The sequence below is a fragment of the Desulfoprunum sp. genome, from assembly GCF_053613775.1.
Map to the genome: position 1 here is coordinate 227560 of NZ_JBSHXH010000001.1, position 19807 is coordinate 247366.

Below are 19807 nucleotides of genomic sequence, written 5' to 3' on the forward strand. Positions count from 1 at the left end.
GGGGATGGTGGAAAGGGATGGACGGGACACGGTCAGCGTTGCGAACAGATCGGGCAGGCCTGCATCCGCAGCGGTCGTTCGAGATGGCTCTTCCTCAGCAGGAGGTCGTCATTGAAGATGTCGGCGGTCAGTCCATCGGCCATGATCGTCCCCTCATGGATGACGATGGTCCGCTCGCATAGATCGATGACCATGTCAAGGTCGTGGGTGGCGATGATCTTGGTGTGATGAAAACCGGCCAGCAGTTCGATCAGGGTCCGGCGCGACAGCGGGTCGAGATTGGAGGTCGGCTCGTCCATGACTAAAATATCCGGCGACATCGCCAGCACGGTGGCAATCGCCACCGCTCGTTTTTCCCCGCCGGAGAGTTTATAGGGCGGCCGGTCGCGGAGATGCTCGACGCCGGTCCGCTGCAGCGCCTGCTGCACCCGGTGCTCGACCTCCTCCGGCGGCAGACCGAGATTGAGCGGGCCGAAGGCGACATCCTCATAGACGGTGGGCATGAACAACTGGTCGTCGGGGTCCTGGAAGATCATGCCGACGGTCTTACGGATATCCTTGACCGTCTCTTTGGTCAGCGGGAAATCGCCGATCCGCACCGTCCCGCTCTGCGGGGTGAGATAGCCGTTGAGGTGGAGCAGCAGGGTCGACTTGCCCGCGCCGTTGGCCCCGACCACGGCCACCGCCTCTCCATGATGGATGCGGAAGGAGATCCCCCTGACGGCGGCGGTGCCGTCGGGGTAGGTGTGGGTGAGATCCTGGACTTCGACGATATGATGGCTCATTGCAGCAGTTCCGTGATAAAATTGCCGAGCAGCAGGGCGATGTTGAACCGGCGCATGGCGACCAGGACCATGCCGCCGGCCAGGAACACGACAATATCCCGGGTGGTGATCCGCAGGGTCTGCCTGATCCTGATCGTGCCGTCGAAGCCGCGGCAGAGCATGGCCAGATGGATGCGCTGGCCGCGATCGATCGTGCGCAGCAGCAGTTGGCCGAGGAGGTAGGCGTACTGCTTCATGCCCATGCCCCGTTGCTGAAAACTGCGGAGGGTGCGGGCCCGGTGCATGCGCTGACCCTCTTCGAGCAAAACAAAGATGTAACGGTAGAGCATCAGCAGCTGGGCCGCGAAGATATTCGGGATGCCAAGTCGTTCCAGGGCCAGGCAGACCTGATTGAAACCGGTGGTGGCGATCAGGACCAGCATGGCGGTCACCGTCAGGCAGAAACGGAGCAGGATCGACAGAAAGGAGACCCAGCCGCCGGATATCGCCCATGACCCAAGCAGGAGGACGGTCTGCTGGTCCAGAAAGGGATTGAACATCCCGACCATGAGCGCAAACGGCGAGGCGACGATGAGCTTGTTGATGACATACCCCGCCGGGATCTCGCCCAGCCGCATGATGATCATCAGATACACGGCGAACGGCAGCATCGCCGCAACCACGTATTTGTCGAAGGAGACGACGCAGACCACGAACAGGGCGGCGGTCAGCACCTTGACCCGGGGATCCAGTCGATGCACGACGGTGGTGCCGGTGGCCAGCCTGTCGAGATAGGTCAGGTCGAGAAATGCGGATTCGATTTTGGCCATGCAGGGTGTGGTTGAGGGGCTGGGCGGAATTGGCTGCGCAGCGGCGGCGCTTGCCCGCCGCTGCCAGAGGAACACGAATGGCCGCGACCGGCGTCGCCGGTTACGGGGTCTGTTTCCGTTTTCTGAACAGCAGGCCGATCATGATCGCCAGGGCCAGGGTCAGGCTGCCGCCGACCAGGCCGGCGGTACTGGTGCCCTTGTCCACCGCCGGCCATGAAGGTTGAGATTGTGCGGCGCTTGCCGGTTCGGTGCCGTTGTTCTTGAAACCGTAATCAGGCAGAAACGAGGTGTGTTCCTGGATCCCGGCCAGCAGCCGGTGGATGCCGGTAGCCGGGGTCTCCAGTTCTTCCCTGCCGGATGCTTTCGCCATTGACCATTCCAGACCATCGGGATTCGATGAGGCAAACCAGGAGAGGGCGCCGCCGGTGATCAGGGCTGCCGCCCCGAGCCCGACCAGCACCTTTTTCAGGCCGAGATGGCCGAGAGGGCGCGACTCGGCCGTATACCGCAGAATCTCCGGACGGGCCTTCCAGATGAAGGAAACCACGGCCGCCGTCACCAACCCTTCCACCAGGCCGATGCCCAGATGGATCGGCAGCATCGCCGCCAGGAATGCCTGCAGCGGCAATTCGGATATGTTCGACAGAACGGTCTCGGTCACCACTGCCAGGGCGCCCAGCTGCAGCCCGACGATGCCGCCGAGGACGGCGCCGACAGCGATGCGCATCGGGGTCGGGTTGCTGCCGGCAAACGGACGGTAGAGGAAAGGATAAGCGATGAAGCAGGGGAAGAACCCGAGATTGAAGATATTGCAGCCGAGCGCCAGAAGACCGCCATCGGCAAAAAACAGGGCCTGTACGGTGAGCACCGAGGCAATGGTGAGAAAGGCCGCATACGGGCCCAGCAGGATCGCCAGTATCATGCCGCCGCCAAGGTGGCCGGAGGACCCGGTGGCCGGGATCGTGAAATTGATCATCTGGGCGGCGAAGACGAAGGCCCCGAGGACCCCCATCAATGGGACCTTGCGGTCGTCGAGATCCCGCTGCACCTTTCTGGCGCAGACGGCGATGGTGCCGGCGGTCGCCGTCCACATTGCGCCGCCGACGGTTGGGGAGAGAAGGGCGTCTGCCATGTGCATGATATTTCTCCTGTGAAGTCGATCAGGTCGAGGAAGATCATTGTAGACACACAATGTGTAACACAAATCAACAATCGGTAACACATTTTTCTTACAAAAATTCATTCCGTGTGTCGATCGGGGGGGAGACGATGACGACGCCTGCGGTCAAGGCCTGATAGACATCCTTTTCTTTGACTTTTTGGAAATGACATGACAATATCGGCCCAGGGGCGGCGACACGGACCAGGGTATCGAATTCCAGTCCCCGCCGGCGGGTTTCAGGCAGTGCAGCATGGCGGGGGATGGGAGAGGTTGAATGGGATACAGAAGGATCCATGTCCGCGTGCCGTTTGTCGCTGATGCGACCCTGCCGGGAAAAAAGAAGGAGGGCGTCAAGGCCCGCACGGTCGATATCGGCGAGGGAGGGTTCTGTATCACCGAACCGTCGGACGTCCTGGCCGAGTCGTACTACCATATCACCATCACCACCGCCGGTGGCGACCAATTCGGGATGTTCGCCCGGCTGGTCCGCCAGGACGGCAACATTGCCGGATTCCAGACCGTGGAGATGGACAGCCGTGCCAGGGAGGTGATCACCCTCCTCGTCGCCGAATACCAGATGACCCCGGAATTCATCCGGCAGCTCGACGAGTTTGAACTCCTCAGTCAGCGGTTTGTCGACGATCAGGGCAACGAGCTGGATATCAGCTTCGATACCGATACCGACAGCGACTGACGGTCCGCCCGGCTGATCGGCTGCGGCCGGTCAACGGGGTAAAGGGAAACCATGGGCAGAAAGGAAAGGCAGACGACGATACTGGTCGTCGACGACGAACAGGTCCACCGCTACATGCTCTGTTCGATGCTGCGGGAATGGGGGTGGCGCTGTGTCGAGGCCGACGATGGCGAAACTGCCGTAGCCGCAGTCGAGAAGCATACTTACGATGCCGTGCTGATGGACGTGCGGATGGCGAGGATGGATGGGCGCGAGGCGTTCTCCCGGATCCACGCCCTGCAGCCGTCCGTGCCGGTCGTGATCATGACCGCCTATTCCTCGGTCGATGATGCCGTCGAGGCGATCCGCCACGGGGCCCATGACTATCTCACCAAACCGCTGGATTTCGACCGTCTGCGCCTGACCCTGGAGCGGGCGGTCGACCGCCGCCAGGTCATCGAACGGCAGCAGCACGGCACGGAGGAGCAGACCCCGCTCGAGACCGCCATCATCGGGACATCGCCGCCGATGCTCGAACTGCTCGAGATGATCCGTTACGTGGCGCCGACCGAGGCGACAGTACTGATAGCCGGAGAATCCGGGACCGGCAAGGAGCTGGTGGCCGAGGCCCTGCACCGCAACAGCCTGCGGCGGGACCGGGCCTTCGTCAAGGTCAACTGCGCGGCGCTGGCCGAGAGCCTGCTCGAATCGGAACTCTTCGGCCATGAGAAGGGGGCCTTTACCGGCGCCGACCGGCGGCGGGAAGGCAAGTTCGTCCAGGCCGACGGCGGCACCCTGTTTCTCGACGAGATCGGCGAGACCACCCAGGCGATGCAGGTCAAACTGCTGCGGGTCCTGCAGGAACAGGAGCTGCAGCGGGTCGGCGGCGAGGAGACGATCAGCGTCGATGTCCGGATCATCGCCGCCACCAACCGCGACCTGGAGGAGGAGGTGCGCCGCGGGGCCTTCCGCGAGGACCTCTACTACCGCCTCAACGTGGTGATGCTGACGGTGCCGCCGCTGCGGGAGCGTGGCGATGACATCACCTTGCTGGTCCGCCATTTCGCCGCGCTCTTCGCCCAGAAAAACCGGCGCCGCCTGGAAGGGATCACTTCGGAATGCATCGACCTGCTGCGGCATTATCCCTGGCCCGGCAACGTCCGGGAACTGGAGAACGCCATCGAGCGGGGGATCATCCTGATGCGGGGCGAACAGTTGACGGAAAAGAGCCTGCCGCTGACCATCCAGAAGATGGCGGAGGGGCAGGATGCCGTGGCGAATGCCAGACCCCTGTCGCTGTCGGAGGTGGAGAAGGAGATGATCTTCCAGACCCTCGACGAGACCGGCGGCAACAAGAGCGAGGCCGCCCGGCGGCTCGGGATCACCAGGAAGACCCTCCTGAACAAGCTCCATAAGTATGACGAGGAAGGCTGAACCGGGCGATACCCTGACCAACTCCCTCGGTTGTGTAACTCCTTCCGCCTTGCCTGCAGGAGTGGCCGGTTCCGCTCCACGCCGTCTTTTGCGGCCCGGTGTTCTCTTTCCCGGGATTTCTCCTGCCCGTTGTTCGAAGCTTGCTTGACTTGACTCCATTGCTGTGGTAATTCTGCAGGTTTCCGGCTCGCCGGAGGATTGTGCGAAAATGGCGAAGGCCGACTATACGAGAACTGTGGAGTGAGAAGGGATGAGAACGGATATTGTTCATAGCGGTGCCGGCGAATTGACCTACGAGATTCGCAATATTGTCAATGTCGGCAACAAGCTGGAAAAGGTAGGGCTGAAGGTCAACTGGGAGAATATCGGCGATCCGGTCGCCAAGGGGGAGGTGATCCCCCGGTGGATGAAGGAGATCGTTGCCGAGGCGGTCATGGAGGATCGCAGTTATGCCTATTCTCCGACCAAAGGGGTGCTGGCGACCCGGGAATTCATCGCCGCCCAGACCAACAGCCGGGGCAAGGTGCAGATCACCGCCGAGGATATCATCTTCTTCAACGGCCTCGGCGATGCCATCTCCAAGGTCTTCGGCTTTCTCCGCCGCACCGCCCGGGTCATCGTCCCCACCCCGAGCTACACCACCCATTCCTCGGCGGAGGCCGCCCATGTCGGCGACCGGCCGCTCACCTATATCCTCGATCCGAATCACCATTGGTATCCGGATATCGACGACATCGAAAAGCACGTCAAATTCAACCCGGCGGTGGCGGGGATCCTGATCATCAATCCCGACAATCCCACCGGCGCGGTCTATCCCACCGAGATCCTCGAGCGGATCGTCGAGATCGCCCATCGCTACGATCTCTTCCTGATCTGCGACGAGATCTACCACAACATGGTCTACAACGGCACCAGCACCTCGCCGCTCTCCGATGTCGTCGGCGATGTGCCGGCGATCGCCATGCGCGGCATCTCGAAGGAGATGCCCTGGCCCGGCTCCCGCTGCGGCTGGATCGAGGTCTACAACGCCGACAAGGACCCGATGTTCGCCAGGTATATTACCTCGATCCTCCATGCCAAGATGGTCGAGGTCTGCTCGACGACCCTGCCGCAGTTGGTCTATCCGAAGGTCGTCACCCATCCGAAATACCCGGAATATCTGGCTGAACGGATCAATCGTTACGAGCGGTTCTCCAATATCGCCTACGATTGTCTCAAGGATCTCAAGGGGGTCCTGGTCAACCGGCCGAACGGCGCCTTCTACATGAGCGTCTGCTTCGAGCGCGGCATCCTCACCGCCCGCCAGACCCTGCCGATCGAGAACCGCGAGATCAGGGATCTGGTGGAGCAGCTGGTCAGCCCGCCGGATACGGCGATGGACAAGCGCTTTGTCTACCACCTGCTCGGCGCGACCGGGATCTGCGTCGTGCCGCTGACCTCCTTCGCCACCGATCTGCACGGCTTCCGCATCACCCTGCTCGAACGCAATGAAGAGGAATTTCACAAGATTTTCTGCACGATTGCCACCAGTATCAAGAAGTATCTGAAAAGCTGATCATCCCGCTGCCACACGGTTTACCGCCAACGGCCGGTGCCCGAGAGGGTTCCGGCCGTTGGCGTTTCCGGTCCCTACGCATGGTTTCGGAAGGGGATCCCGCCTTGACAATAAAAAATCGGCTACTTATTGTTGGCACAAGTTTTTATCCATACCACAAGACGGCGCCGGCGATCCCTGATGGTCCGGGCTGTTGCGAATGAGATTATATTGAAGAGCGGAGGACTGGGTGAGCGGGAATACAAAAGATAACAAACAGGAATTGCAGGAAGAAATGGAAGTGACCGGTGATGTCGAAGAGACCGTGGCGACCGGAAAGGGTGAAGTGGCTGACGATGAGAATCAGGTGGAGGCCGGGCCGACGGAGGAGCGGAATGTCGAGGCGGAACTGGCCACGGCCCTGGACGAGGTCGTTTCCCTGAAGGACCGGATGCTTCGTCTGGCGGCCGATTCCGAGAATTTTAAAAAGCGCATGGAGCGGGAGCGGGTTGCCGGCCTCAAGTATGCCGGCGAGCAGATCTTCCGGGAGATGCTCCCCGTCGTCGATAATCTCGAGCGGGCGATCGGCCAGATATCGACGGATATGCTGGCCACCGACAAGAATCTTGCCGCGCTCCACGAGGGGGTGCAGCTGACATTGAAGAGTCTTGTGACAATCCTTGATAAGTTCGAGGTCAAACCCATCGACAGTGTCGGGCTTCCCTTCGACCCGAACAGACAGGAGGCCCTGACCATGGAGCCGCATGAAACGGTGCCGGCCAGCCATGTGGTCAGCGAGTTTGAAAAGGGATACTTTTACAAGGATCGGCTGCTTCGTCCGGCCCGGGTCATCGTCTCCTCCGGCAAGCCGGCGGCGCAGTAGGAGGGCGGAAAAAGAAGGAGTTGTCTCTTGACAAATCAGTGAAGATGACCACTTTAGAAGAGGTTGCGGCAGTTTGATATCTACGTAGTGGAAATGATGGAAATTCAGAAAGGATACAGTATCCTGTCAGATTGATATAAGGAGAGAGAAGACATGGGGAAGATTATCGGCATTGATCTGGGAACCACCAATTCATGCGTGGCGGTAATGGAGGGCGGTGAACCGAAGGTCATCACCAATCTTGAGGGAAACAGAACAACGCCTTCGGTTGTGGCGTTTACCGATAATGGCGAGCGGCTGGTCGGCCAGGTGGCGAAACGCCAGGCGGTGACCAATCCTGAACGCACCCTGTATGCCATCAAGCGGCTGATCGGGCGGAAGTACACCGACAACGAGGTCAAGCGATCGATCGGGGTCAGCCCGTTCAAGATCGTCGAGGGGACCCACGGCAGCGTCTCGGTCGCCGTCGGCGACAAGACCTACACCCCGGCCGAGATCTCGGCCATGATCCTGGTCAAGATGAAACAGACCGCTGAAGAGTACCTCGGCGAGGAAGTGACCGACGCCGTCGTCACCGTTCCAGCCTACTTTAACGATTCGCAGCGCCAGGCCACCAAGGATGCCGGCAAGATCGCCGGGTTGAATGTCCAGCGCATCATCAACGAGCCGACCGCCGCCTCGCTGGCCTACGGGCTCGACAAGAAGGGCGAGGAGAAGATCGCCGTCTACGACCTCGGCGGCGGCACCTTCGATATCTCGATCCTCGAGATCGGCGACGGCGTCTTCGAGGTCAAGTCGACCAACGGCGACACTTTCCTCGGCGGCGAGGACTTCGACATGCGCATCGTCAACTGGCTGGCCGACGAGTTCAAACGCGAGCAGGGGATCGATCTGCGCTCCGACAAGATGGCGCTGCAGCGCTTGAAGGAAGAGGCCGAGAAGGCCAAGATGGAACTTTCCACCACCAAGGAAACCGACATCAACCTGCCGTTCATCACCGCCGACGCGACCGGCCCCAAGCATATGAACGTCAAGTTGAGCCGGGCCAAATTCGAGGCCCTGGTCGACGATCTGGTCGAGCGCACCGTCGGCCCCTGCCGGACTGCGCTCAAGGATGCCGGTCTCTCCGCCTCGGATATCGACGAGGTCATCCTGGTCGGCGGCATGACCCGGATGCCGAAGGTGCAGGAGAAGGTCAAGGAGATTTTCGGCAAGGATCCCCATAAGGGCGTCAACCCCGACGAGGTGGTCGCCATCGGCGCCGCCATCCAGGGCGGCGTGCTCCAGGGCGACGTCAAGGATGTCCTCCTGCTCGACGTCACCCCGCTGTCGCTCGGCATCGAGACCCTCGGCGGCGTGACCACCAAACTGATCGAGAAGAACACCACGGTGCCGACCAAGAAGAGTCAGATCTTCTCGACCGCCGCCGACAATCAACCGGCCGTGTCCATCCATGTCCTCCAGGGCGAGCGCGAGATGGCCGCCGACAACAAGACCATCGGCCGGTTCGAGCTGTCGTCGATCCCGCCGGCGCCGCGCGGCGTGCCGCAGATCGAGGTGACCTTCGACCTTGACGCCAACGGCATTCTCCACGTCTCGGCCAAGGACCTGGGCACCGGCAAGGAGCAGTCGATCAAGATCACCGCGTCCTCGGGTCTGACCGATGCCGAGATCGAGCGGATGACCCGCGATGCCGAGATGCACAAGGAAGAAGACCGGAAGCGGCGGGAACTGGTCGACACCCGTAACCAGGCGGATGCGATCGTCCACGCCAGCGAGAAGAGCCTCAAGGACCTCGGCGACAAGGTCGATGCGGCGACCAGGTCGAGTGTCGAGAAGGAGATCGAGAACGTCAGGAAGGTGATGACCGGCGATGACATCGATGCCATCAAGGCGGCCATCGATGCGCTGACTACGGCCTCGCACAAACTCGCCGAAATGATGTATGCCCAGGCCTCCAAGGACAATCCGGACCAGGGCTCCGGCGGCGGTGGCGCCGCCGGCGGCAAGGGCAAGAAGGACGACGACGTCGTCGATGCCGATTTCGAGGAAGTGAAGTAGCGCAATCCTCTCAACGACCGAAAAGGGGGAGCATGGAAATTTCTTTCCATGCTCCCCCTTTTTTTGCTTTTGTAGTAGGATGCCGGGATATTTTGTCTCAACCGCCGTTGATTATCAACCCACACCTGAAGTCGCACAATGAAAATACTCTCTGGAATACAGCCCTCCGGTCAGCTGCATATCGGTAATTATTTCGGAATGATGCAGACGATGATCGCCCAGATGGAGACTTCCGAGCTCTACGTCTTCATCGTCGATCTCCATGCCCTGACCTCGGTCCGGCAGCGCGAACGTCTGGCCTCCGGCACCCTCGAGGCGGCGGCCGATTTCCTGGCCCTGGGACTCGATCCGGACAGGTGCCAGTTCTGGGTCCAGTCCGATGTCCCCGAGGTCTGCGAGTTGACCTGGATCCTCTCGACCGTGGCGCCGATGGGCCTGATCGAGCGCTGTCACGCCTACAAGGACAAGGTCGCCAAGGGGATCGAGGCCAGCCACGGGCTCTTCTCCTATCCGGTGCTGATGGCGGCCGACATCCTCCTGTACCAGGCGGACCGGGTGCCGGTCGGCAAGGACCAGAAACAGCATCTCGAGGTGGCGCGTGACCTGGCTCAGAAATTCAACAACGAGTACGGCGAGACCTTCGTCGTTCCCGAACCGGCGATCAGCGAGTCGACCGCCATCGTCCCCGGCCTCGACGGTCAGAAAATGTCGAAGTCGTATGGCAACACCATCCCGATCTTCATCTCCGGCAAGGAACTGAAGAAACGGGTAATGGCCATCGCCACCGACGCCACGCCGGTCGAGGCGCCGAAGAATCCCGATACCTGCACCCTGTTCAATATCTTCAAACTCTTCGCGCCGCCGGACCGCCTTCAGGAGGTACGCAGCCTCTACCTCAATGGCGGGGCGGCCTACGGCTACATCAAGTTGGAACTGGTCGATCTGATTGAAAACTACTTTGCCGAGGCGCGGCGGAAGAAAGCGGAATTTCTTGCCAACCCCGATGGATTGCGAGCCATCCTGAAGAAGGGGGCGGAGAAGGCCAGGGCCAAGGCGACTGTCACCCTCGACCTGGTCCGGGACCGGGTCGGCCTCAAGTACTGAGCGGGAGGGGATATGGGCTATGGCATCACCAGGGAGGCGGCCCTCGAACTTGTCCACCGTCATCTCGACAATCAGAACCTCATCAATCATTCGCTGGCCTCGGAGGCGGTGATGCGGGCGGTTGCCGCTCGTTTGGGAGAGGATCAGGAACAATGGAGTCTGGCCGGTCTGCTCCATGATCTCGACTCTGAAAGCAATCCCGACCTCGTCACCCATACCATTGAAACTATACGGATATTGACTGAGTTGGGTGTCGATGGCGAGATCGTTGAGGCCATCCGGCTCCATAACCCGACTGCCCATCCCGGCAGCGAGCGGTCGACCCGCTTTCATCATGCCCTGGCGGCCAGCGAGACCGTGACCGGCCTGATCGCCGCCACCGCCCTGGTCTATCCCGACAGGAAGTTGGCGTCGGTCAAGCTCAAGTCGGTGACCAAACGCTTCAAGGAAAAGGCCTTCGCCCGCGGCGCGAGTCGCGAGGTCATCGCCGAATGCGAGTTGATCGGCCTGCCGCTGGCCGAGTTCTGTGCCGTCAGTCTTGCGGCGATGCAGGAGATCGCCGCCGAAATCGGTCTGTAGGCGAGTGGAGAAATAGCGGAATGAACCAAGGGGCCCCTGGTTGACCAGGGGCCCCTTGGTGTTTGGAGCAGATCAGAAGTCGACGAGTTCGACGTCGAAGACCATTGTTGCGTTGGGGGGGATCGGGCCGCGGCCGTGGACACCGTAGCCGAGGTCGGAGGGGATGATCAGCGTCCGCTTCTCGCCCTTCTTCATGCCGAGAAAGGCCTCGTCCCAACCCTTGATGACCCGGCCCTGGCCGATCGGGAAACTGATCGGCTCGCCGCGGTCGTAGGAACTGTCAAATTTCTGGCCATCAAGCAGTTTGCCGGTGTAATGGGCCTTGACCATCGTCCCGGCCTTCGGGGTTTCCTCGCCGGTTCCCTTGGCGGTGACGACATACTTGAGACCGGTGGGGGTGGTGACCGCCTCCGGCCATCGTTGCCTGATCATCTTGGCCGTTTCCTCGACGGCAGCCCGCTCCTTTTCCTTCGCCCGCCCCTCCATGCCTGCCAGCAGAGCGTCGAAGGCCTGCTGGTCGCTCTTGAAGGCCTCGGCCTCACTTCCTACCCTGATGATCTCGATGGCGTTGATGACGTCTCCGCCGGCGATCTTGTCGACAACGTCCTGGCCGGAGACGACGTGGCCGAAGACCGTGTGCTTGCCATCCAGCCAGGGGGTGGCGACATGGGTGATGAAGAACTGGCTGCCGTTGGTATTCGGTCCGGCGTTGGCCATCGACAGGATGCCGGGGCCGGTGTGCTTGAGACTCTGATCGATCTCGTCCGGGAAGGTATAGCCGGGCCCGCCGGTGCCGGAGCCGAGGGGGCAGCCGCCCTGGATCATGAAATCGGCGATCACCCGGTGGAAGGTGAGGCCGTCATAGAATCGGTCCCCTTTGGCCTTGGCGCCGCCGCCCAGATCCTTGGTCCCTTCGGCGAGGCCGACGAAGTTGGCGACAGTCAGTGGGGTCTTCTTGAACTCGAGTCTGCAGAGGATGTCCCCTTTGGTCGTTCGGAAATTGGCGTACAGGCCGTCCTTGAGTTGTGTCGTTGCCATTGCTGGTTCTCCGGCTAGAATTGTAAGTGAGATGATGAGTATGGACAGAAGTGACAAAGTATGCATACTTTCTCCAATTGCAAAGGGAAAAAGACGGTTCTTGACGGTCAAGCCTTTTCTGGGTCTATTGCCATTCGTCTGGTTCCCTGGAGTACAGGCACCCTGATCACCGGCAGATACCCCCCCATACTACCACAACAGACTTCCGGAGAGAAAGCCTTGTATGTGCTGTACCGCCTGATAATCGGGCTGATCTTTTATTGTCTTTTGCCGCTGCTGTTGCTCTTCGTGCTGATCACCGGCAGGCACCGGCAGGGGCTTGGTGAGCGGTTCGGCCTCTATCCGGCTCTTCCCGTGGAGAAGAGGGGAAAGAGGATCTGGCTGCACGCCGCCTCGGTCGGGGAGGTGCAGGCGGCGCGGGTCCTGATCGCCGAACTGCGCGCCCTCCGGCCCGACACCGGGTTCGTGGTCACGACCATGACCCTCCACGGCCGCAACGTCGCCGCCCGGCAGCTCGGACCGGATATCCCCTGCCTCCTGGCGCCGCTCGACGTCCCCGGCATCGTCGAGCGGGCGGTGACCAGGATCGGCCCGGATGCCTATGTCTGTCTCGAGACCGAACTCTGGCCGCTGCTGCTGCGGACGACCGCCGCCCGCGGGATTCCGACTGTCCATCTCAACGGCCGGCTGTCGGCCGGGGCGGCCGCCGGCTATCGGCGCTGGCGCTGGCTGTTCCGTCGGGTCCTCGCCAATTTTGCCGCCATGGCGGTGATCAGCGAGGTGGACCGCGACCGCTACCTTGCCCTCGGGGCGATCGCCTCGCGGCTGCAGGTGCTGGGAAACGTCAAGTACGACCTGCAGCTGCCGGAGCAGCCGGATCGGGTGCGGCAGGAGCTTCGACGGGTGCTGGGCATCGAGGCGGGGACCAGGGTGCTGGTGGCCGGGTCGACCCATGGCGGCGAGGTGGAACTGCTGCTGCCGCTGGTGCAGCACCTTGCGGATGACGGGGGATGGCTCGTGGTCGTCGCCCCCCGCCATCTTGAACGCCTTGCCGCCCTGGAGGCGCTCTTCGATCGGCGTGGAATCGAATTCGACCGCTTTACCGCACTCCGCGGCGGCAGCAAACGCCGTCATCCGGTGGTGATCCTCGACTCGCTGGGGGAGCTGTTCGCGATGTATGCAGTCGCCACCTACGTCTTCTGCGGCGGCAGCCTGGTCCCGCGCCACGGCCACAACCTGATGGAGGCGGCGATCTGGGACAAGGCGGTGTTCTATGGGCCGAGCATGGATGACTTCCGGGATGCGGTCCGGCTGCTCGAGGCGGCCGGCGGCGGTTTCAGGGTCGGCAGCGCGGCCGAACTGACCGACCGGATCCTGGATTTCGAGCAGGACCCCGAAGCGTACCGGATCGCCTGCCGCAATGCCGGTGTGGCGGCCAGGGCCCAGCTGGGGGCGGCGAGGCGGCAGGCACGGCTGGTCGTCGACTGCCTGGGCGGTTGATCAGGGCCGGCGGTCGGGTTGGCGGCGGCCGATGCCGAATTTGGTCATGACGATCTGCCACAGCTGGATGTTTCTCGCCCGGAAGGCCCCGGCGCAGCTCAGCAGGTAATACTCCCACATCCGTTTGAAGCGGATGTCGTAGCTCTCCTTCAGATTCTGCCATGCCTGCTGGAACCGGTCGTTCCAGGCCATCAGCGTCTTGTCGTAATGCGGGCCGAGGTTGTGGACGTCCTCGACGACGAACAGCTGGTCTGTGGCCCTGGCTATCTGCCGCATGCTGGGCAGCACGCCGTTGGGGAAGATGTACTTGTTGATCCAGGGATCGCAGCAGGTCTTCGAGGTGTTGCCGACAATTGAATGGAGGAGGAAGATGCCGTCATCCTTGAGGCAGCGGCTCACGACCTGCATGAAGGTGCGGTAGTTCTTCTGGCCGACATGTTCGAACATCCCGACCGACACCACCTTGTCGAATCGGCCCGAGAGCGAGCGGTAGTCGCAGTCCTGGAACTGGACGGGCAGCCCCTTGCAGCGCTGACGGGCGTGCTGCAGCTGTTCCTGCGAGATGTTGACCGCCGTCACCGTGCAACCATAGTGCTGCGCCGCATAGCGGGCGAGGCCGCCCCAGCCGCAGCCGATGTCGAGCAGGTGATCCTCGGCCGAGAGATCGAGCTTGTCGGCGATGAGCTGCAGTTTCCGCTCCTGGGCCCGGTCGAGGTCGTCGGTATCCTGGAAAAAACCGCAGCTGTACTGCTGGTGCGAGTCGAGGAAGGAGAAGAACAGGTCATTGCCGAGATCGTAGTGTTGCTCGGCGACCATGCGGCTCCTTCGCCGCGATTGGAGATTGACCAGGGAACCGGGCAGCAGGCGGCTGAGATACAGCAGCCCGCCTTTGATCCGTTCTTCCAGGCCGCTGCGCAGCAGTCGATGGAACATCTCGTCGAGCCGGCCGCAGTCCCACCAGCCGTCCATGTAGGATTCCCCCAGTCCGAGGTTCTTTTCCCGCAGGATCCGGCCGAACCACTTCCGGTCATGGACCTGGATATCCCACGGGTTGCCGCCGTTGATCGTAATCCCGGCGGGTTCCAGCATCTCGTTGAATTTTCTTGCCAACATGGTTCACCTCTATCGATCGCTGTTTTTCGGGTACCGGATATTCCGCTCCCCGGCCGAACAGATGGAGAAAGATGATGTGCATGCGAAATGCACGACAGAAACGCAGGGTGATGATATGGATAAGGATAGCACGACCGGCATCATGTTTTCAATGCCGGGACCGCTTCTTTCCTGACATTGGCATCGGGGCGTCCGGTATGACCGCCAGCGTCGGTCGAATCCGTTACCGCGGGTGGCCGGACGGCGTGACAAGCTCGATGGTCAGCTGCATCCGCTGCATCGCTCCCTCCGACCCCGGGCGATCGACATCGACTCTGATCCGATCGCCGGCCCTGGCGTCGAGCAGGGCGATGCGGACATCTTCCATCGCCTCGACCGGATGGCCGTCGATGGCACGGAGGATGTCGTTCTTCCGCAATCCGGCCTCATCGGCCTTGCTGGCCGCGGTGAAGTCCCCGACCTTCAGTGCCGGCCGCCCGTCCGGCGATTGCGATTCGAGGACGACGCCGATCATCGCCTGGCCGGGCAGGGAGATCGGTGCAGTGACAAAAATGAAATCGGCCGTTGCGGCCAGGTCGGCAGAGGCGTCATCGGCCGGGAGGGCGGCGACGGTCGCTTGCCGCAACTCCAGCCGCCGGGCCAGGCGGGGCGGGATGCCGGTGTCCTTGCGGGTGTGCTGGGTGCCGGCGAGGACGACCATCCGCCGGCCGGGGTGACGGGTGAGGTACTGAGCGATATGTTCGGCCATCGCCTCGTCCCACAGGGCCTGGGCCTGGATGAAGCCGCCGAGGGAGCCGTTGCCGTGGCCGGCCGTCTGGTGGAGGCCGTGGATGATCTCCAGCCGGTCGGCATAGCCGGGCAGGCTGAGGTCCCGATCGACCGGCAGGCTCTTTCTCGTCGATTCCGGCAGGGTTTCGGTCGACCCGGTCTTGAACACGGTGCTCGTCACCTCCTTGTCGATATTGAGGCCGACGAGCGGTATTCCCTTGCTGCGGGCGAAGGTGATGATCTCGCGGTAGTAACGATAGTCGTGGCTCCAAACCTGGAAGTATTTGGAAGATTTCAGGAATTTTCGTTCGTCGAAGACCTTGTCGCCGCCGCTGTAGGCATCCAGGGCCTGCTGGCTCGAGGCCGGGAACATCTCCAGGCCGATGGCCAGGTCCGGCTGCAGCCGGTACAGGGCCTCGATGATCCGCAGCTGCAGCTGGTGGTCGGCCATGCTGGTGTGGGTTTCGCCGACGAACACCACCCGGTTGTCGGCCAGTCGGGTGACGATACCGGCGAATGGCTGGAGGGCGGAGGTGGCGACCCCGGCCGGCAGTTGATCGAGGATGAACTGTATCCCGGTGTCGGCGTCGGCAATCTGTTGCCGGTCGTTGCGGCCGCCGGTGAAGTGCAGCCGGGAATATTTGCCGTAATGCCGAAGTTTATGGGCGACTGCGGCCGTTTCCTCCCGATCGGCACCGGAGACCAGGACCGCCGGTTGTCCGGGATTGAGGGGGTTGCGGCGGACATCGAGGGAAAAGCCATGCTCCGGGAGATCCGGCCGGGCAAAGAGCGAACGGCTCAACGGGTGAGCCAGGCCGAGGAAGAGCACGGCGCTGTCTCCCAGGTCGCCGGTCTTGACCTCGTCCGCCCGCTTCACTGTCCAGCTGTCGTCGGCCAGGGTGTCCAGGAGGGGCTGGTAGAGCGGTTGCATCGCCGCTGATTCGACAATCGCCAATTTTTTCGCCGCCCCCAGGAACTGCGACCAGACCGGCGGCCGCTCGGCCGGGTCGAGCCGGCGGAGAAAGGTGTATTCCGGGTCGATGCTGAATTGAAGCGGCCATCCATCTGTGGTAAGGGATACCGGTGTGTCGCCCCTGGTGGAATCGACGGTGAAACGGCTGGTGCCGCCGGCGGTGGTGACCAGGACCGGCACCTGGAGGGCAAACGGCGGGTCCGTTTTCTGCCGGAGATGAAAGGAGAGACGCGGGCCGGTCTCGGTCTGGCGGACGTCGATTTCCTCGACCGCTAGTTCCGGGATGTCCGCCCGCTCCAGTCGCTCGGTGAAGAAGGCGGCGAGATCCTGTCCGGACTCCTCGCTGAAGCCCTGCTGCAGGTCGCTCCAGCCGGCGGTCGTGCCCTGATGGCGGTTGTAGAAGCGGCGGATCGCCCGGGTGAAGACCTCCGGACCGAGTCTGGCCTCCAGTTCGGCGAACAGCAGGGCCGCCCGGTTATAGCCGATGGCCCGCACCGCCTCGGCCTGGGGCTGGCGATGGTCGGCCGAGGAAAAGGCCGCCAAGGGGACGGCGTTGTGGTCGTTGACGTAACCGAGATAGTTGACGATCCGCTCCCGGCGGTCGGCCGCCGCCTCGCCCCGGTCGGCGCGGAAGGCGTGATCGGCGAGGTAGGTGGTCAGCCCCTCGACCCAGTTGCCCCCGGCGACCGCGACCTCGACGCTGTTGCCGAACCAGGAGTGGAGGATCTCGTGGCCGAGCGAGGTCTCGCGGATGAAGGGCAGCCGCAGGACCTGCCGCCCCATCAGGGTGAAGGTCGGCAGGCCGAGCCCGGTCGGCAGCCGGTTGGCGGCGATGACGTAGTGGTTGTAGGGGAAGGGGCCGATCTGCTGCTCGTAGCGCCGCAGGTAAGCGACGGCCGATTCGAGATAGGAATCGGCCAGTTCCTGCTCCTCGGGGAAGAACAGGGTGTGGACCTGCAATCCCGGCCGGACCTCGCGACTGCTGTGCGAATATGGGGCGGCGACGAAGTGGAGGGCGTGGAGCGGCTGGGAAAAACGGGCGATGGACGCGTCACCTTCCCGGGTCAATGGAAAACGGTCGGATTCGGCAATGGCGGTGAAGCCCGGCGGCAGTTTGGCCCGGAGCGAGAACCGCATCGGCCGGTCCGGCAGCGGATGCCACAGCCCGAGCAGGACGATGCCGGATTGATCGAGCAGGTCGTCGCCACCGCCCTCCACCTGGCGGCTGTAGGAGATGTAGAGCTCGCGCGGTCCGTTCTCCGCCGTCAGCTGCAGTGTGCCCCCTTGCCCTGCGGCCGGAACGGCCTCGCTGCCGTCGGCTCGGCGGAGCAGCATGCCGCTGATCGCCAGATCGCCCATCTCCAGCCGCAGCCCGGTGCCCGCCGGCAGGGTGATCCTGGCCGTGGCGGTCAGGGTGTGGGAATTCGGCGAGAAAGAGACGGCCAGGTTGTATTCACCCGGTGGATCGGTCGTTGTCGCCATCAGGGCCGGGGCATGGGAGAGGTTGGTCGGCAGGAAAAGGACCAAGGCAAGGAAAGTCAGTAAAATCGGCATGCTGCACTCCTTTCTGCTCTGGATGGATCGGCAGGGCGACACTTCCGCCGCTGTATCGTCTAAGAGTAATGCCGTCAACGGCCTGATGCCAAGAAAAAGAGAGAGATGAAGAAGATGCGTATCCGCCTCGTCGGCCTCAATGCCCGCTTCACCCATTCCTGCCTGGCCCTGTTCTGCGTCCGCAACGAGCTGGAGCAGAACTGCCCGTCAGCGGAAATCGAGATCTATCAGGGAACGATCAACGACGGCTACTTCCAGACCCTGCTGCGGCTCACTGCGGGGGCGCCGGATGGGCTGTTTTTCTCGGCGGCAATCTGGAACAGCGAACTGGTCGTGCGGTTGATCGGCGACTGCCTCCGCGTACTCCCCGGTGTTGCGGTCGTGGTCGGCGGTCCCCAGGCGGGAGAGGTGGGCAGGTTGCTTCCTCCCGGCGGTATCACCGTGGTGCGGGGAGAGATCGAGGCCATCGGTACCGACTTCTATGCTGACCTGCCGGCCGGCCGGCTCCAACCGCACTATGCCGGTTCCTTCCTCCGGTTGCCGGTGAAACGGCTCGATTTCCCCTATCGCGACGAAGACTTCCGCTTGCACCTGCGGCATCGCCATATCTATTATGAGAGTTCGCGGGGCTGTCCCTTCGCCTGCAGCTACTGCCTGTCGGCGGCGGAAAAGGGGCTCTGGCACAAGGACCTCGAGCAGGCGTTTGGCGAACTCGGCGAGATTCTCCGTCATCGGCCGCAGGTCGTCCGGTTCGTCGACCGCACCTTCAACGACATCCCGGACCGGGCCCTGGCCATCTGGCGGTTTCTGGCGGCGCAGGGCGGTGATACGCTCTTTCATTTCGAGATCGCCCCGGACCGCTTCAGCGAGGAGATGTTGGCCTTCCTGGCGCAGGTACCGCAGGGCCGGTTCCAGTTCGAGATCGGCATCCAGTCGACGAACAGCGAAACCCTGGCCGCCATCGACCGGCGCATCGACCCGCAGCTGGCCCATGATCCGATCCGCCGGCTGGCGACCGCCGCCAACATCCACCTCCATGTCGACCTGATCCTCGGCCTGCCGCATGAGACGCGCGCGACCTTCCTCCGTTCCTTCGCCGCGGTCTTCGCCATGGGGGCCCATTACATCCAGATGGGCCTGCTGAAGATCCTGCCGGATACCCCAATCCAGCGCAGTGCCGAGGCGATGGGATATCTCCATTGCAGCGAGCCGCCCTACAGCGTCCTCGCCAACCGCTGGCTGGGGCGGGAGGACCTGGCCTCCCTCTACTGGTTCGGCGAATGTGTCGAGAGATTCCACAACAACCGCTACTTTGTCTCCCTGTGGCGCTACCTGCGCGCCGGCGGCGAGGATATGGCCCGCTTTTTTCAGGGGTTGCTGGCCCTCTGCCAGCAGCAGCGCTTCTTCGAGCTGGCGGCCACCCAGGAGTTGATGTGCCGCCTGCTCTGCCGGTACCTGACGGGACGCGACGACGAGGAGTTGACCCGGGATCTGCTCCGCTACGACTGGCTGCGCTGCGGCCATCGCTTCCTGCCGCCGTGCCTGGCCCTGGAGGAGGGGCGGGAGCAGCCCGCGGCGACCAGGGACCGTCTCTACCGAACGATGCCGGTGGCGGTGGAGGGGGTCTATGATCTCGGCGGCAGGAACCATTTCTTCCGCAAGGCCTCCTGTCTCCGCCTGTCCGCGGCGGCCATGCAGGTTCTCGGTCATGCAGGACCGGACGGCAAATCGGCCCTCTGCTTCACCGCCCGGCAGGAGGATTCGCTGTTCCGGTTCAATCAGGTCATAATCCTCTGAGGATTGTGTCCCCCGACGGGGAAAGTATTTGACGTGAGCG

General features: G+C 62.6%; 15 protein-coding genes. 9 read left to right on the forward strand and 6 right to left on the reverse strand.

Features of this window, described 5'->3' with window-relative positions; genetic code table 11:
* Nucleotides 1–32 precede the first annotated feature (32 nt).
* The 3 genes from ACWGKN_RS01060 to ACWGKN_RS01070 form a co-directional block, all read right to left on the reverse strand.
* Nucleotides 33–785 carry an energy-coupling factor ABC transporter ATP-binding protein gene (locus tag ACWGKN_RS01060; protein WP_035228756.1) on the reverse strand — a complete coding sequence of 251 codons (753 nt, stop codon included), beginning with the start codon at nucleotides 783–785 and terminating at the stop codon, nucleotides 33–35.
* The gene (gene cbiQ, locus ACWGKN_RS01065) at nucleotides 782–1594 is read right to left on the reverse strand and encodes a cobalt ECF transporter T component CbiQ (protein ID WP_035228752.1); all 813 of its coding nucleotides are present in this window, start codon (nucleotides 1592–1594) and stop codon (nucleotides 782–784) included. The genes ACWGKN_RS01060 and cbiQ overlap by 4 nt, the downstream gene beginning before the upstream one ends.
* Nucleotides 1595–1694: 100 nt before the next feature.
* Nucleotides 1695–2732 (reverse strand): energy-coupling factor ABC transporter permease, encoded by a 1038-nt coding sequence (locus tag ACWGKN_RS01070; RefSeq protein WP_035228750.1) that lies wholly within the window; start codon nucleotides 2730–2732, stop codon nucleotides 1695–1697.
* A 298-nt stretch (nucleotides 2733–3030) separates the two neighbouring features.
* On the opposite strand from ACWGKN_RS01070, the gene ACWGKN_RS01075 reads away from it, so the two are divergent.
* The 7 genes from ACWGKN_RS01075 (at nucleotide 3031) to ACWGKN_RS01105 (ending at nucleotide 11024) form a co-directional block, all read left to right on the forward strand.
* Nucleotides 3031–3450 (forward strand): PilZ domain-containing protein, encoded by a 420-nt coding sequence (locus ACWGKN_RS01075; protein ID WP_035228749.1) that lies wholly within the window; start codon nucleotides 3031–3033, stop codon nucleotides 3448–3450.
* 51 nt (nucleotides 3451–3501) lie between these two features.
* Entirely contained in the window at nucleotides 3502–4863 is a 1362-nt protein-coding gene (locus ACWGKN_RS01080; RefSeq protein ID WP_035228746.1) for a sigma-54-dependent transcriptional regulator, read from the forward strand.
* Nucleotides 4864–5113: 250 nt separating this feature from the next.
* A complete protein-coding gene (locus ACWGKN_RS01085; protein WP_035228745.1) occupies nucleotides 5114–6418 on the forward strand; it encodes a pyridoxal phosphate-dependent aminotransferase in 1305 nt (434 codons plus the stop codon).
* Nucleotides 6419–6647: 229 nt separating this feature from the next.
* A complete protein-coding gene (locus ACWGKN_RS01090; protein WP_035228744.1) occupies nucleotides 6648–7280 on the forward strand; it encodes a nucleotide exchange factor GrpE in 633 nt (210 codons plus the stop codon).
* Nucleotides 7281–7433: 153 nt separating this feature from the next.
* Complete coding sequence (dnaK, locus tag ACWGKN_RS01095; protein WP_035228741.1) at nucleotides 7434–9341, forward strand: molecular chaperone DnaK; 1908 nt, start codon at nucleotides 7434–7436, stop codon at nucleotides 9339–9341.
* 138 nt (nucleotides 9342–9479) lie between these two features.
* Nucleotides 9480–10445 (forward strand): tryptophan--tRNA ligase, encoded by a 966-nt coding sequence (trpS, locus tag ACWGKN_RS01100; protein ID WP_035228738.1) that lies wholly within the window; start codon nucleotides 9480–9482, stop codon nucleotides 10443–10445.
* 12 nt (nucleotides 10446–10457) lie between these two features.
* Nucleotides 10458–11024 carry an HDIG domain-containing metalloprotein gene (locus tag ACWGKN_RS01105; protein WP_052159859.1) on the forward strand — a complete coding sequence of 189 codons (567 nt, stop codon included), beginning with the start codon at nucleotides 10458–10460 and terminating at the stop codon, nucleotides 11022–11024.
* Between the two features lie 72 nt (nucleotides 11025–11096).
* On the opposite strand, the gene ACWGKN_RS01110 is transcribed toward ACWGKN_RS01105, so the two are convergent.
* A complete protein-coding gene (locus ACWGKN_RS01110; protein ID WP_452094508.1) occupies nucleotides 11097–12062 on the reverse strand; it encodes a peptidylprolyl isomerase in 966 nt (321 codons plus the stop codon).
* 225 nt (nucleotides 12063–12287) lie between these two features.
* Between ACWGKN_RS01110 and ACWGKN_RS01115 the strand changes: the two genes are divergently transcribed.
* Nucleotides 12288–13562 carry a 3-deoxy-D-manno-octulosonic acid transferase gene (locus ACWGKN_RS01115; RefSeq protein WP_452094567.1) on the forward strand — a complete coding sequence of 425 codons (1275 nt, stop codon included), beginning with the start codon at nucleotides 12288–12290 and terminating at the stop codon, nucleotides 13560–13562.
* Here the strand turns inward: ACWGKN_RS01115 and cfa are convergent, their stop codons facing one another.
* Entirely contained in the window at nucleotides 13563–14675 is a 1113-nt protein-coding gene (gene cfa, locus ACWGKN_RS01120; RefSeq protein WP_035228734.1) for a cyclopropane fatty acyl phospholipid synthase, read from the reverse strand.
* A 223-nt stretch (nucleotides 14676–14898) separates the two neighbouring features.
* Nucleotides 14899–17970, reverse strand: coding sequence for a ChaN family lipoprotein (locus tag ACWGKN_RS01125; protein ID WP_452094509.1), 3072 nt, complete (start codon nucleotides 17968–17970; stop codon nucleotides 14899–14901).
* Between the two features lie 105 nt (nucleotides 17971–18075).
* Between ACWGKN_RS01125 and ACWGKN_RS01130 the strand changes: the two genes are divergently transcribed.
* A complete protein-coding gene (locus ACWGKN_RS01130; RefSeq protein ID WP_424254499.1) occupies nucleotides 18076–19767 on the forward strand; it encodes a B12-binding domain-containing radical SAM protein in 1692 nt (563 codons plus the stop codon).
* The last annotated feature ends 40 nt before the right edge of the window (nucleotides 19768–19807 follow it).

Coding starts and splice junctions, on each gene's coding strand:
- ACWGKN_RS01070 (WP_035228750.1), bottom strand. CDS start 2,732: ATGCACATGGCAGACGCCCTTCTCTCCCCAACCGTCGGCGGCGCAATG.
- trpS (WP_035228738.1), top strand. CDS start 9,480: ATGAAAATACTCTCTGGAATACAGCCCTCCGGTCAGCTGCATATCGGT.
- ACWGKN_RS01105 (WP_052159859.1), top strand. CDS start 10,458: ATGGGCTATGGCATCACCAGGGAGGCGGCCCTCGAACTTGTCCACCGT.
- ACWGKN_RS01130 (WP_424254499.1), top strand. CDS start 18,076: ATGAAGAAGATGCGTATCCGCCTCGTCGGCCTCAATGCCCGCTTCACC.
- ACWGKN_RS01125 (WP_452094509.1), bottom strand. CDS start 17,970: ATGCCGATTTTACTGACTTTCCTTGCCTTGGTCCTTTTCCTGCCGACC.
- ACWGKN_RS01110 (WP_452094508.1), bottom strand. CDS start 12,062: ATGGCAACGACACAACTCAAGGACGGCCTGTACGCCAATTTCCGAACG.
- ACWGKN_RS01060 (WP_035228756.1), bottom strand. CDS start 785: ATGAGCCATCATATCGTCGAAGTCCAGGATCTCACCCACACCTACCCC.
- cfa (WP_035228734.1), bottom strand. CDS start 14,675: ATGTTGGCAAGAAAATTCAACGAGATGCTGGAACCCGCCGGGATTACG.
- cbiQ (WP_035228752.1), bottom strand. CDS start 1,594: ATGGCCAAAATCGAATCCGCATTTCTCGACCTGACCTATCTCGACAGG.
- ACWGKN_RS01080 (WP_035228746.1), top strand. CDS start 3,502: ATGGGCAGAAAGGAAAGGCAGACGACGATACTGGTCGTCGACGACGAA.
- ACWGKN_RS01075 (WP_035228749.1), top strand. CDS start 3,031: ATGGGATACAGAAGGATCCATGTCCGCGTGCCGTTTGTCGCTGATGCG.
- dnaK (WP_035228741.1), top strand. CDS start 7,434: ATGGGGAAGATTATCGGCATTGATCTGGGAACCACCAATTCATGCGTG.
- ACWGKN_RS01085 (WP_035228745.1), top strand. CDS start 5,114: ATGAGAACGGATATTGTTCATAGCGGTGCCGGCGAATTGACCTACGAG.